This window comes from Verrucomicrobia bacterium S94 (genome assembly GCA_004299845.1).
Classification (GTDB): domain Bacteria; phylum Verrucomicrobiota; class Kiritimatiellia; order Kiritimatiellales; family Pontiellaceae; genus Pontiella.
The window spans coordinates 2,826,174-2,839,962 of the sequence record CP036201.1 but is presented as its reverse complement, the minus strand read 5'-3'; the positions used below and the strand labels follow the sequence as shown (position 1 = coordinate 2,839,962).

7 protein-coding genes, 1 tRNA gene and 1 pseudogene are annotated in these 13,789 nt (G+C 52.9%); 7 read left to right on the top strand and 2 right to left on the bottom strand.

What is annotated here, in order from left to right; genetic code table 11:
- Window positions 1-102: 102 nt before the first annotated feature.
- From EGM51_12430 to EGM51_12405, 6 genes and pseudogenes are all read left to right on the top strand, one after another.
- Window positions 103-2,079, top strand: coding sequence for an SAM-dependent DNA methyltransferase (locus EGM51_12430; protein QBG48158.1), 1,977 nt, complete (start codon window positions 103-105; stop codon window positions 2,077-2,079).
- Between the two features lie 20 nt (window positions 2,080-2,099).
- Window positions 2,100-3,497 carry a restriction endonuclease subunit S gene (locus tag EGM51_12425; GenBank protein ID QBG49309.1) on the top strand — a complete coding sequence of 466 codons (1,398 nt, stop codon included), beginning with the start codon at window positions 2,100-2,102 and terminating at the stop codon, window positions 3,495-3,497.
- Between the two features lies 1 nt (window position 3,498).
- Window positions 3,499-4,401 (top strand): hypothetical protein, encoded by a 903-nt coding sequence (locus EGM51_12420; GenBank protein QBG48157.1) that lies wholly within the window; start codon window positions 3,499-3,501, stop codon window positions 4,399-4,401.
- The gene (locus tag EGM51_12415) at window positions 4,398-4,865 is read left to right on the top strand and encodes a hypothetical protein (protein QBG48156.1); all 468 of its coding nucleotides are present in this window, start codon (window positions 4,398-4,400) and stop codon (window positions 4,863-4,865) included. Before EGM51_12420 ends, EGM51_12415 begins: the two co-directional genes overlap by 4 nt.
- Window positions 4,866-4,881: 16 nt before the next feature.
- A complete protein-coding gene (locus EGM51_12410) occupies window positions 4,882-5,637 on the top strand; it encodes a DUF3800 domain-containing protein (protein ID QBG48155.1) in 756 nt (251 codons plus the stop codon).
- Window positions 5,638-5,842: 205 nt separating this feature from the next.
- Window positions 5,843-8,982, top strand: a pseudogene (locus tag EGM51_12405) (type I restriction endonuclease subunit R).
- Between the two features lie 212 nt (window positions 8,983-9,194).
- Here EGM51_12405 and EGM51_12400 read toward each other — a convergent pair.
- Window positions 9,195-9,271 (bottom strand) — tRNA-Pro (locus tag EGM51_12400).
- 155 nt (window positions 9,272-9,426) lie between these two features.
- A complete protein-coding gene (locus tag EGM51_12395) occupies window positions 9,427-12,645 on the bottom strand; it encodes a hypothetical protein (GenBank protein ID QBG48154.1) in 3,219 nt (1,072 codons plus the stop codon).
- Between EGM51_12395 and EGM51_12390 the strand changes: the two genes are divergently transcribed.
- A complete protein-coding gene (locus tag EGM51_12390; GenBank protein ID QBG48153.1) occupies window positions 12,545-13,768 on the top strand; it encodes a DNA/RNA non-specific endonuclease in 1,224 nt (407 codons plus the stop codon). The two genes, EGM51_12395 and EGM51_12390, sit on opposite strands and share 101 nt — an antisense overlap.
- The last annotated feature ends 21 nt before the right edge of the window (window positions 13,769-13,789 follow it).

The window sequence follows — 13,789 nt, the reverse complement described above, 5'->3', positions numbered from 1 at the left end:
TGATTTCCGCTATTTTTTTCCGCTATTTTTTCCGCTTGGCTTGATGCCGCTTTGGAATCCTTATAAGATGTTTGTGAATTTATCATGATGGGATTTTAGAGTATGGATACCAAGTTTTCGAAGATGCCGGCGTTTATCTGGTCGGTGGCGGATCTGCTGCGGGGAGAGTTTAAACAGAGTCAGTATGGGCGGATCATTCTGCCGTTCACGCTGCTGAGGCGTTTAGAGTGCGTGCTGGAACCGACGAAGGCCAAGGTGCTGGAGCAGGTTGAAAAATGCGCGAAGATGAGTCCCGACGCGGCGGACAAGATTCTGCTGAATAAGGCGGGGCTGAGCTTCTACAACACGTCCCCGATGGATTTGAGTACACTGGGCGAAACCCAGGTGCTGGACAATCTGGAAACCTATGTGCAGTCGTTCAGCCCTGCATCGCGGGAAATCTTTGAGCACTTCCGTTTTTCGGAGTTCATTGAAAAGCTCGACGAAGCCAACCTGCTTTATGTGGTGGCCAATAAGTTTGCCAATATCGACCTGTCGCCCGCCAGCGTGCCGAACTATGAAATGGGCCTGATCTTTGAGGAGCTGATCCGCCGCTTTGCGGAATCCTCCAACGAAACCGCAGGGGAACACTTCACTCCCCGCGATATTGTCCGCCTCACCACCTCGCTGGTATTTGCAGGCGATGACGACGTACTGACGAAACCGGGCGTGGTGCGCTCGATCTACGACCCCACCGCAGGAACGGGCGGCTTCCTCTCCGCCGGCATGGAATATCTGCACGAACTCAACCCGCAGGCGCGGCTGGTCGGCTTCGGGCAGGAACTCAACCCCGAATCCTATGCCATCTGCAAAGGCGACATGCTGGTCAAAGAGCAGGACGTCAAAAACATCAAGCTGGGCAACACGCTGTCCGACGACAAGCTCTATGCCGAAACCTTCGACTACATGCTCTCCAATCCGCCTTTCGGCGTGGACTGGAAAAAGATCGAAAAGGTCGTGAAGGATGAACAGAAGATCAAGGGTTACGGCGGGCGCTTCGGACCCGGTACGCCCCGCGTGTCCGACGGTTCGCTGCTCTTCCTGCTGCATCTCGTTTCCAAAATGCGCGACCCCAAGAAAGGCGGTTCACGCATCGGCATCATCCTGAACGGCTCTCCGCTGTTCACAGGCGGTGCAGGCAGCGGTGAGTCCGAGATTCGACGCTATCTGCTGGAACGGGATTTGGTCGAAGCCATCATCGCCCTGCCGACCGACATGTTTTACAACACCGGCATCGCCACCTATATCTGGGTGCTCTCCAACCACAAGCCCGCCGAACGCAAAGGCAAGGTGCAGCTGATCAATGCGACAGACATGCACGAACCCATGCGCAAATCGCTCGGCTCAAAGCGCAAGGCGATCAGCGAAAAGCAGATTGAAGAAATCGTCCGCCTCTATGGCAGCAACGAGACCTCCAAGGTCTGTAAGATTTTCAACACCACCGACTTTGGCTATCGCCGCATCACCGTCGAACGCCCCCTGCAGCTGCGCATTGAGCCGCACAACGCCGACCGCCTCGACGCCCTGCAGGCCGACAAAGCGTGGAACAAATGGGACGCCGATCTGCAGCAGGCCGTCCTCCAGGCCTTGGAAAGCCTCAAAAAGGCCTATCTATCCCGCGACGCGTTCGCCAAAGACCTGAAAAAGGCACTCCGTCCGTCAGACCTAAAACTTAAAACCTCAAACTTAAAACTGTTGCTCAAACACCTTGGGGAACACGACGACGAAGCCGAAATCTGCACCGACGCCAAGGGCAACCCCGAACCGAACCCCGACCTGCGCGACAACGAAAACGTCCCGCTCTCCGAAGATATCCAAACCTACTTTGAGCGCGAAGTCCTGCCGCATGTGCCGAACGCGTGGATCGATGAAAGCAAGAAGGATGAAAAAGACGGACGGGTCGGCATCGTCGGCTATGAGATCCCCTTCAATCGCCACTTCTACGAATACACCCCGCCGCGCCCGCTCGAAGAAATCGACGCCGACCTCGACGCCGTTACCGCAGAAATCATGGATTTGCTGCGGGAGGTGCATTCGTGAGCGTTCGCTATAAACCATACTTGGAATACAAACCTTCTGGGGTTGAGTGGCTAGATAAAGTGCCTGAAGGCTGGGTCATTGGTGCAATTAAACGTACAGCTAATCTGCAAGCAGGCTTTGCATTTCAGTCGAAAGATTTTTCAACGAGTAGCGGCATACCCATTGTCCGAATGAACAACCTTTCTAAGGGCTTACTAAACTTAGATTCACCTGTGAGAGTTTCTGATAAGCTCATTCGGCCAGAGTTCTACCTTAATGACAAAGATATTGTTTTGGGTATGTCTGGAAGTATTGAAAATATCGCACGAGTTCAAAAATTTGATCTTCCCTGTGCTTTGAATCAGCGAGTCGGTCGCTTTTTTGTGCATACCATTGATGCTGATTTCTTGTGGTATATTATTCAGTCCAGAGAATACAAGGAGCAGGTCTTTCTGTCGGCAACCGGAACGGCTCAATTAAACATAAGCTCCGAGCAAATCGAGTCGTGTGTGATTACATGGCCAGAATTACTTTCCGAACAACGGGCCATCGCATCGTTTCTGGATCGGGAGACGGAGAAGATCGACCGGATGATCGGGAAGCAGGAGCGGATGATCGAGCTGCTCAAGGAAAAGCGTCAGGCCGTCATCTCCCACGCCGTCACCAAAGGCCTAAACCCCAACGTCCCCATGAAAGACTCAGGCATCGAATGGCTCGGCGAGATTCCAGAGCATTGGGATATACGAACGATTTCAAGATCTACTACCAAAATCACAAATGGTTATGTCGGCCCGACAAGAGGGATTCTTTTTGAGAATGGCGTCCCTTACATTCAGGCAACTCACATCAAAAAAGGAGTGGTTAACTTTGACGATGCATACTTTGTTCGCAAGGAATGGAGTAATGCTCATTCTAAATCCATCCTGCGCGAGGGTGATGTGTTAATTGTTCAAACTGGTGCAGGAACGGGTGATGTCGGTTTGGTCTCCAATAACGAAGAAGGTTACAACTGTCATGCCTTAATAATTCTCGCTCCGAGAAAAGGTGTTATTTCTGGGGGATTCCTGTCAGAGGTTCTTCAGTCGCATTATGGCTATTCAAAGCTTTACTCGATCCGCACAGGAGGCATGCATCCCCATCTAAACTGCAGTGAGGTTCAATATGTAAAGGTTCCTGTTCCCCCTCGTTATGAGCAGGATGCCATTATGGAGTTTATCAAAGCTGAGACGTCAAAGCTTGATCGTCTTGGTGCAAAAGCAAAGCAGGCCATTGAGCTAATGAAGGAACGGCGCACCGCCCTGATCTCGGCGGCGGTGACGGGCAAGATTGATGTGCGGGACGAGGCGGAATGCGTGAACTGCGAATATGATATGGACGGGGAGCCAGCCCTGCTGGCTGCGGAGGCGCAAGCGGAATATCGGACGGGGAGTAAGGACTAATATGGGCAGTATGGTTACATATTACATGGGGCGCGTAGCAAAAGGCGGACAACTTGATTCTGAGAAAATTATTCAGGCGATATTGAATCCGAAGCCTATTGAGTGGTGGGGGAAGGGCTGGTCTTTTTTTGATGCACAGAGGTACCATATTCGTGAGATTGATTTTGTCTTTGCCAAGTTAAGCAAATTTCATCCGGAGGGAGAGGTCGTTATTGCCGATCCAGATGCAAAGAAGGAAGCGATACAGATGGAGCCGAACCTTCGGATTGCGTCGAGCACGTTTATCTACATTCCGAAGTATTCTGGAATTATTTTTACGACCCACCCCAACCACATAAAAGAACATCAGTTTGGCTATCGTTTCTCCCATATTATCTCAAATACTTACGATGATTTCTTTGTGGATTGCACGGTAAACCTGATCTCCGATTTGCGGACGTTTGCAGAAAAACTCAGCAAACTGAAGGGCATCTATAAAATTAACGCCAAAGTAAATCCGCCCAACCCGCTCTTCGGGCCATTGTGGAAATCTTTGAAGGACTATGTAGATAGTCGAAATTCTGATAGTATGTTGGTTCGGGAACAAGCTGGCGATGATGCCCCGCTGAACACTGATCTTCCAATGCATGTGCAGAAAGTTGTGAGCCAAATAAACACTGTGCCATATCTTCCTCCGGAACCCCTGCCAATTGGTGATGCCGCAATTCTTATGGCAGCGGACGGCTACGGTGAGGGGCTGGTTCAGGGTTACCAGGAGGGGCGGGAAAGGGTTACGATTAAGACCTCTGAAACCAACCGTAACTTTGCCTTTGATCGCGATCCCGACCCAGTGGACCTATTCGATGAGGCTTGTGCAATTTTTGACCGGATCGAGGCGGATCGGCATATGGAGCATGGCGAATGAGAAAGTCTTTAGAGATTCTTCGGATATTATTAGTTTCTCCAGAGCTTCTCTTGCTTGCTCTGATAGCTTGCCTTTTTGTTTGGAAGGATTTGTGGCTGGTTTACGTTGGAGCAAACCTGCTGGAACATGATGACGTAACCACTTGGATGCCTGTTCTCCCGATTTCGCTCTGTGGGAGCTCTATTTTTCTGGCTTTTAAAATGACCGAGCCGAAGGATGGCAGCAATAAGGCCCTGTATGATTGGCCTGATTTTTGGCGGTTAGAATATCGCCGAAATATTGGCATTGGATGGTGTTCCGTTTCTGTTTTAAGTGTGCTCGTCGCGTGGATATTTCGTGATGACTTAAGTTTGGCGTGGGTGGGAGGTCTGTTTTTGTCCGCAATTGGGCTGGCAGTTATCTCTTCATCCTCTTTGCTGTTCGCGACATTCGTTTTAAAACGAATATCGGCAGGACTAAACTGATATATATGGGGCTGATATGTGGTGTTACGTCGATGAAAGCTGGCAAAAAAATGAAGATGAGCATCTCGGTGTGCTTGCGGCTATTGTTGGACCCGAAGATATTTTTGAGAAATTGAACCGCCAGTTATTCCACCTGCGAAAAAAATATTATGGAATTGAGCACGCCCGCGATATGACGCGAGAATTAAAGGGAACCTCCCTGCTGTCAAATAGCAGTTTTAAAATGCAGGAAAAGCATGGGTTCTCGAAAAACCTGGCCATCGCCCACGAGGTGTTTGCATGGGTTCCCCTGCATGCGCCCGGACTGAAACTGATCAGTATTTCGGTTTATGGAGACAAAAAGCCACCTCTGCTTGCGCCCGATCCGAAAAAGCTTTCCCGCCCATTTAAAGAGCTTTGCGTTCGCATCAATTCGGCCATCCCCAAGGGAAAGCGATGCCAGCTTGTTTTTGATCAAAGGGTGAGCGCTCAAGAAGGAATTGCGGTCGCTGTAGTCAATTATCTGGCAGGAATGAAAGAAAATACGCGAATGCGAAAATGCCCGCTGATGGGGGTTTCAAATACTATTGGCGGACTGCAGTTGGCAGATATGGCTGCATATGTGATGGGGAAATATAATTCAGGTGATGACCGTTTTCTTCGTTATTACAAGATGCTAAGCGTATTCCAACTTCATGCAGAATTTGAAATCCGATCATTGCATGGCTTCGTTCGTTTGCAGTGGGATGGGAACAACGATTATATCATCAGGAAAAACAGGCAAAAAAAATAGAGTTGGGGGCTTCCGGGAAGGAAGGGTATTGAGACCGGGCAGGTCTCACGCCAACTCATGAAGGCAATTTATATGAAAATTTTTGGATGTCAATTCAGGCAAGAAGAAAAATGAACAGAAAAACGGCTTAAAATATGGGGATATTCAGCGCATCCGTTTTGTTCAATAAAAATGAACAACGACGATCGAAAACAGGAATAGAATCATGCAGAACGCAAAAGAACAGGTTTTTCAACAGGACATCATCAATCATCTGGTTTCCAATGGCTGGAAGCTGGGCGAGTCGTCGAGCTATGATCAAAAGCATGCGCTCTACACCGAAGACCTTGTTGCCTACCTGAGCGAGACGCAGCCCGAACAATGGGCGAAATTCTGTGCCATGAATCCCAAGGGGGTAAACGAAGGACTGCTCCGGTCGGTGGCGCGTCAGCTCGACAGAAAGGGCACGCTGCATGTGCTGCGCAATACGATCAAGGATCGGGGTGTAAAATTCCGCCTGTGTCAATTTAAGCCCGACCATGACCTGAACCCCGAAACGATGGCGCGTTATGCGGCGAACCGTCTGCGCGTGGTGCCTGAGCTGAACTATTCGCCGAACGATTACACCGGACGTCTCGACCTTGCGTTGTTTGTGAACGGAATCCCTGTCGCCACCCTTGAGCTGAAGTCGGAGTTTAAACAGTCGGTGGACCGCGCCGTCTGGCAGTATAAAAACGACCGCAATCCGAAAGGCAAAAACGGGAAGCCTGAACCGCTGCTGACCTTTAAGCGCGGCGCGTTGGTTCACTTTGCGGTGAGTCAGTTTGAAGTGCAGATGACCACCAAGCTGGCGGGAAAATCCACCTTCTTTCTTCCATTCAACAAGGGCGGAGCGGATGGCAGCGCGGGCAACATTATTCCCCCGAAGGCGGGTATGCGACGAAGTATCTCTGGGAAGAGGTCTTTGCGCCCGACAACTGGCTGAAGATTCTGGGGCGGTTTATCCATCTGCAGCAGGAACAGAAGGAAGACGGACGGGGCCGAAAATATATTCAGGAAACAATGATCTTTCCGCGCTATCATCAGTGGGATGTGGTCAATCGCCTGATCGACAGCGCACGGACAGAAGGCGCGGGGCAGAAATATCTGGTGCAGCACAGTGCAGGTTCAGGGAAATCAAACTCGATTGCCTGGACGGCCCATCAGCTGGCCTCGCTCTACCGTGATGATCAAAAGGTCTTCAATTCGGTGATCGTGGTGACGGACCGCACGGTGCTGGACAATCAGCTGCAGGAAACGATCTATCAGTTTGACCATGCCGAGGGCGTGGTGTGCAGAATCAATCGGGAAGAAGGCGAAGGCTCAAAGTCGGAGCAATTGGCGAATGCGCTGGAAGCCGCGACGCCGATCATTATTGTGACGATCCAGACCTTCCCGTTTGTGCTGGAAGCGATTCGCGAACGGGTGACGCTGAAGGGACGCAAGTATGCGGTGATTGCCGATGAAGCGCACAGTTCCCAGAGCGGACAGACGGCGCGCCAGCTGCGTGCGGTGCTGAATGCCGAGCAGTGGGATGATGACGCCGAGGTGACCTCCGAGGATCTGCTGGCGGCTGCAATGGCTTCGCGGGGCAAGGCGGATAACCTGAGCTTCTTTGCATTCACGGCCACCCCGAAGGCAAAGACCATCGAGCTGTTCGGCCGCTGCCCGAATCCCGATCTCCCGCCGTCTGATGAAAACATTCCGCAGGCGTTCCATGTCTATACGATGCGTCAGGCGATTGAGGAAAAGTTTATTCTCGATGTGCTGAAAAACTATACGACCTACGATATGGCCCTGAAGCTGGCGCAGCAGACACCCGAAGCCGACAGCGAGGTGGAGCGCAAGCGGGCATCGATCCGCATCGGCCAATGGCTGCGCCTGCACCCGACCAACATCACCCGCAAGGTGGAAATCATTATTGAGCACTTCCGCGAGTGCGTTGCGCCTTTACTCAACGGCAAGGCGAAGGCGATGGTGGTGACGGGGAGCCGCAAGGAGGCGGTGCGCTATAAGCTGGCGTTCGACCGGATTATTGCCGAGCAGGACATTAAGGACATTCAGGCAATGGTCGCCTTTTCGGGCGAGGTAAATGATCCTGAGTCCAGCCCTGAGCCTTTCAACGAGCGGAACATGAATCCCGGCCTGAAGGGGCGCGACATGCGCAAGGCGTTTGATACGGATGAGTATCAGGTGATGCTGGTGGCGAACAAGTTCCAGACGGGATTTGATCAGCCGAAGCTTTGCGCGATGTATGTGGACAAGAAGCTTAAGGGCGTGGACTGCGTTCAGACCCTCTCCCGCCTGAACCGCACCTGCCACGGTAAGCAGACCTTTGTGCTGGACTTTGTGAATGATCCCGACGACATCCTCGATGCCTTCCGCCCCTACTACAAAACGGCAGAACTGGCGAACGTCTCCGACCCGAATCTGATCTATGACCTGTTTGATAAACTGGGCGAACAGCGTATTTATGAGTGGCACGAGGTGGAAGCTTTTGCAGACTCGTTCTATGACGAGAAGCAGGGACAGGATGCGCTGACAGCGCACTGCAAGCCCGCCGTGGAGCGCTGGCAGGCGAAGTATGTTCCGATACTCATGGCCCAGGTTGAGGCCGAGCGGGAAAAGCAGGAGGCCGAAGCCCGTAACGACCAAATTGCAGTAAAGAATGCCGAGGACCGGATCAGGCGGCTTAAGCTCGACAAGAGTGAGCTGGACCTCTTCAAGAAGGACTTGGGGTCATTTGTTCGGTTCTATGAGTTTATGTCGCAGCTGGTGGATTATGACGACGACGAGCTGGAAAAGCTGTCGCTCTTCGCCTACCACCTGCAGCCGCTGCTGCGGGAAGACCGCGATGAAACCATCCCGGTGGACCTGTCGGACCTTACCATGACGCATTACCGTCTCAGCAAGCAGGCCACCCGCAGTCTGCAGCTTCATGAGGAAACAGACGAGGATCACCGCCTCACGGGAATGACGGCCGTCGGAAGCGGGCGCTTCAAGGATGAAGACCTTGAATTCCTGTCGGTCATCATTGCGCGGCTGAATGACCTCTTTGCGGGTGAGTTCACCAGTAACGATGTACTCAACTATGCCAACACTATCGCCGACAAGGTGCGTGAGAATGGCGCGGTGATGGAACAGCTAAAAAACAACGCCCCCGATCAGGCCATGCTGGGCGATCTGCCGACGGCCATGGAGTCGGCAGTGATCGACAGCATGGACATCCACGGTAACCTCGCCAATCAGGTCCTTGAGGATGAGCATAAAGCCGCCGCATTTTGCAGGGTGCTCATGGATCTCCTGATCAAGGGGCTTGCGGCCTGAAGATGACGTCTCATACCACTTGCTAAAACATCCTGGTATATTTTTACCACCCGCTCCGCTGGAGGACAGAATCCTTCCTTTGTGTTCCTCTGTATCCTTCGGGGTGAAACTTTGGTGATTCTGGACTACGAGGTTTATACCGAGAAGTAATCAAACAGGGTATCAGGTGATCGCTGCATAAAAAAAGGTCAGCTTTTCAGCTGACCTTAAAATGGTCGGAGTGGAGGGATTCGAACCCCCGACCTATTGCTCCCAAAGCAACCGCGCTACCAGACTGCGCTACACTCCGATGTGTTTCCGAGAGCGGGGAATATCGGGAAAACCGGTGCTGAAGGCAACCTATTTTTACAGGCAACTTCCGCCTCCGGTGAAATTCCGCCCGGTAAGGCCGTCCGGCAGATAGAGTGACTGAAGGCCGGGGCCGCTCTGCCCGGCGGCTACGGGCTATACGGACAGTAGTTCCTGGACGTCGTTCCAGGTGAGCGCCTGGGCCATATCGGCATCTTTTTCGAGTGTGGCATCGATGACGCTCTTTTTCTTCTGCTGCATCTGCAGGACTTTTTCCTCCACCGTTCCTTTGGTGATGAGTTTGATGGAGTAGACAGTGTTTTTCTGGCCGATCCGGTGTGCGCGGTCGGTGGCCTGGTCTTCCACCGCCGGGTTCCACCACGGGTCGAAGTGGATGACCATATCAGCACCGGTAAGGTTGAGTCCGCTGCCGCCGGCTTTCAGACTGATCAGGAAGAGGGGGATCGATTTATCGGAATTAAACTGTTTCACCCGGTCCTGCCGGTCTTTGGTGGATCCGTCGAGATAGCAGTATTTCAGCGCCCGGGTTTTCAGCTCTTCGCGGATGATGGAGAGCATGGAGGTAAACTGACTGAACACGAGAATACGGTGTCCGGCATCCATGGCTTCGTTGACCAGTTCAAAAAAGAGTTCCAGTTTGGCGGAGGGGAATTCGCTGGAAATGCCCGGCAGTTTCAGCAGGTCGAGGTGGCAGCAGGTCTGACGGAGCTGCAACAGAATTTTGAGAATCTGCATCCGCGATTTATTGAAGCCCTGCGCATCGACCAGACCGGTGATTTCCTTTTTCGCACTTTCGGCCAGCTGTTTATAGACTTTCGCCTGGTCGCCGCTGAGGGTGCAGTGGGCCACGCGCTGAATTTTATCCGGCAGATCTTTGGCGACATCTTTTTTCAGGCGGCGCAGGAGGAAGGGGTGCAGTTTCCGGCGCAGGCGGATCTGCGCCAGTTCGGCATCGGGTCCGCCGTTCTGGATGGGCAGTTCATAGTTTTCGCGGAAGGCTTTGTGGCTGCCGAGATAGCCCGGCATTAGAAAATCCATAATGGACCATAGATCGGTCACGCTGTTTTCAATCGGTGTGCCGGTCAGTACCAGCTTATGATGTGCCGCCACTTTTTTCACTGCGGTGGCGTTCTGCGTGGTCCGGTTTTTAATATGCTGCGCTTCGTCGAGCACAACGACGGCAAAGGTATGTTTCAGATATTCGTCGAGATCGCGGCGGATCAGGGCATAGGAGGTGATAATCAGATCCCGGTTTTCAAGGGTCGGGAAATAAGTGTGCCGATCCGGACCGTGCATTTTCTGAACCCGCATATGGGGAACGAACTTTTCCGCTTCATCCGCCCAGTTGTCGACCAGACTGGTGGGGCAGATGATCAGGGCGGGGTGATTGCGGGCCTTTTCATTTTCCCGTTCAAGCGACAGCCAGGTCAGTGTCTGCAGTGTTTTACCCAGCCCCATTTCATCAGCCAGAATACCGGCAAAACCGGAACGTTCCAGAAAACGCAGCCAGTAGACGCCCTCTTTCTGATAATCGCGCAGCGTATTTTCAAGCTTCGGACCGAGCGCGACCGGTTCCACTTTGGTATCGCGGTTCTGCGCCTCGGCCTTACTCATCCATTCCGGTGTGCTTTCGATGTCGATGCCGTCGAGCGAAAGCAGCGACGACTGCACGTATGCGGCATGAATATCGTTCATTTTAAAGGTGCCGGGCTGATCGCCGGAGCCCACTGCACAGTCAGAGAAGACGTCGCGCGCGGTTTCAATAGCGTCAATATCGAGCAGTACCGTACGGCCTTTTTTTCTAACAAACGCTTCGCCCATATTGATGGCACGCTGGATTTCGGCTTCATCGAGGCTCACGCCGCCGTCGGTTTCAAAATTATACCCGACTTCAAAAAAACCGTTGCCGGAGGAGTTGCTGATATGCACCACCGGCACGGTTGATTCGATGTCGTCCATGAAGGCAGCGATTTCCCCTTCGAGATCAATGCGCCAGCCCTTTCGCTTGAGCTGGGGCAGGGCGCCGCCGAGAAAATTGAGGACTTCGCGGCTGCCGCGAATCTGCATCAGCATATCGCCACGTCTGCCGCGGAATCCCAGTGCAGTGACCGTTTCCAGCGCCTTTTCCTCGGCCTCGGGATTGCGGACTTCGAAACCAAGCAGGTCGTCGGAGGACGGAATGGAAAAATGGCCTTTGGCATCCTCTTTCCCGGCAACAAGCCGGACGCCGTTGTATTCCGCATAGAGCGTGGCCGAAAGCGTATGTTCCTGTCCGTCAATCACCAGCCGGAAACGGGGTTTGGCCGGAGCGAGCGAAAGCATGTCGGGAGTGATGCTGCTTTCGATTTCGATCATGCTGCTTAGTGCGGGCAGTTCGTTTTTCATGAATCCCGGAACAGCTTCGCGCGGAATGCGGACTTCGCCGTCATAGATGGCGCGCATCGGGCCGGGCAGCACCTTTTCCAGCCGCTGGAAAACATCGTCTTTCAATATCCAGCCACTGCCGCCACTCACAATAAATGTACCCGTTTCACCGGAGGACGCAGAGTGTGCGGAGGACATTTCTCCGTGATTCTCTGTGTGCTCTGTGGTGCAAATATTCAGGACGAGTTCGCCGCTGAGTTCGTCGAGGGCCATTTTCAGGGAGGTGGAAACGGAGCCGTCGCCGGTCATCAGATAGCCTTCAACACCACCTTCGTAAATCGGTTTGCCGTCACACAGCTCAAGGATATTGATGAAATCGGAGAGGGTGGCGTCAAATTTCGCTTTGGCGGGGCCTTCGCAGATATCCTCGATAACAAAGAGGAGGTTGTCGTCGGCTTTGCTCAAGGCGAGGGGATGCTTTTTCGGGACTTCGTTGAGCGGAATCACCTTGTCTCTGATTTCGACGGCGCAGCGCATCGGTACTTTCTGCTCCGCCAGATATTCGCGCCAGCTCTGTTTCAGGATGATGCGGAGCTCGGCCGGGGTGCCGTTGGGGTCGCGGGTGTGATATGCCGAGTCGTCGAACGAGGCCAGCCGTTCAGCGCGGCGTTTTTCCTCTTCCATTTTGTCGACGCGGTGCGGATCGGAATAGAGGCGGATGGCCTCCAGGCCGAGAGCGACGAGATGCGCGCATATTTTGCCCTCCTCGCGGTTGTCGCGGCAGGGGCAGTGGTTTTCCACAAAACCGTCTTTCAGCACTTCGAACCTGCTGCGCATGCCGCGTATGCCTATGGCGAGCTGGCCGCTGACGAAGGGATGATCGTATTCAATGCTGTCGACTTTGCCTTTTTCAAAAAGGGTCATGCCTTTGCGGAAGGTGGCCTCTCCGGCCCAGTCTTTAAGAATTTTCTGTGTAAAAGGTACGTGCATGATGAATCAGTTTGAAGTTGGTTGTTTGGCGTTTGAAGTGGAATACAAAACCTGCTTTTCCTCCAAACTTCAAACACCAAACTGCCTGACTTGCACCAAGCGACCGTTTGCGTGTAAAAACGGAACCATGATTTTCAGGCATCTATTTTTCAGTTCTCGACGCATGAGGGTCGCGCTGACGACAGCGCTGCTCTATCTGCTGGTGTCCGTGATTTATTTTCACCTGCCGTGGTCGATCCGTTTCCCGGTCTACGAAAAAGCGCCGCAGCTGCACCGGGCCTTGATGTCGACGGGATTTAAAACGATGGACGGCTGGGATTCGCTGGCGCTGATCGGAAAGGATGTGGAAATACCGGTTCCTGGAAATGTGCGCGGAGACTGGGTTTATGGCGGATATCCGAAGCAGGAAGGATTCAAGCTGATCGGGCGGGTGAAAGTGCTGCAGAACCGCGGTTATGTGGCCGGTTACAGCGAATCGCTGAAAAATCCGCTTTGGGTCTGTTACCGTCTTTTTGATGTGCCGAAACTGAACTCCGGAAAACGGCCTTCCGGATTTAAGGTGGATCCGCGGACCAAGGCCGGGGTGCATCATAACGATTACACGCGGTCGGGTTATGACCGGGGCCACATGGCCCCGAACTACGGCATTGCCACGCGCTACGGTCCGGACGCCCAGAAAGAGACGTTCCTGATGAGCAACGTGATTCCGCAGACGCCGGAGGTAAACCGCGGGCTCTGGAAGGATCTGGAAATGCTGATGGCGAAAAAATACGGGCGCTATTTTTCCGAAGTCTGGGTCATTACCGGACCCGTGTTTCAGAAGCCGGTGGAAAAGCTTGATTCCGGCGTCAGTATTCCGGCGGCTTATTATAAAATCGTGGTCGATGAACGTGACGGCGAACTGCGGGCGCTGGCGTTTCTGGTTGAAAAGGACTGTCCGCCCTACACGCGCATTCGCAAACGGCTGGTCAGTATTGATGAAATTGAAACCCTGACCGGGCTCAATTTTTTCCCGGAACTCTCCGAAGAGGAACAGATCGAGCTTGAAACCGATGCTGCCGGCCGGCTCTGGCCCTGGATCCGTCCCGCACTGCGGTATCAGTTGAAAGGCAAAACGAATTAAGTCTAAAGAACCGGGCGGGGG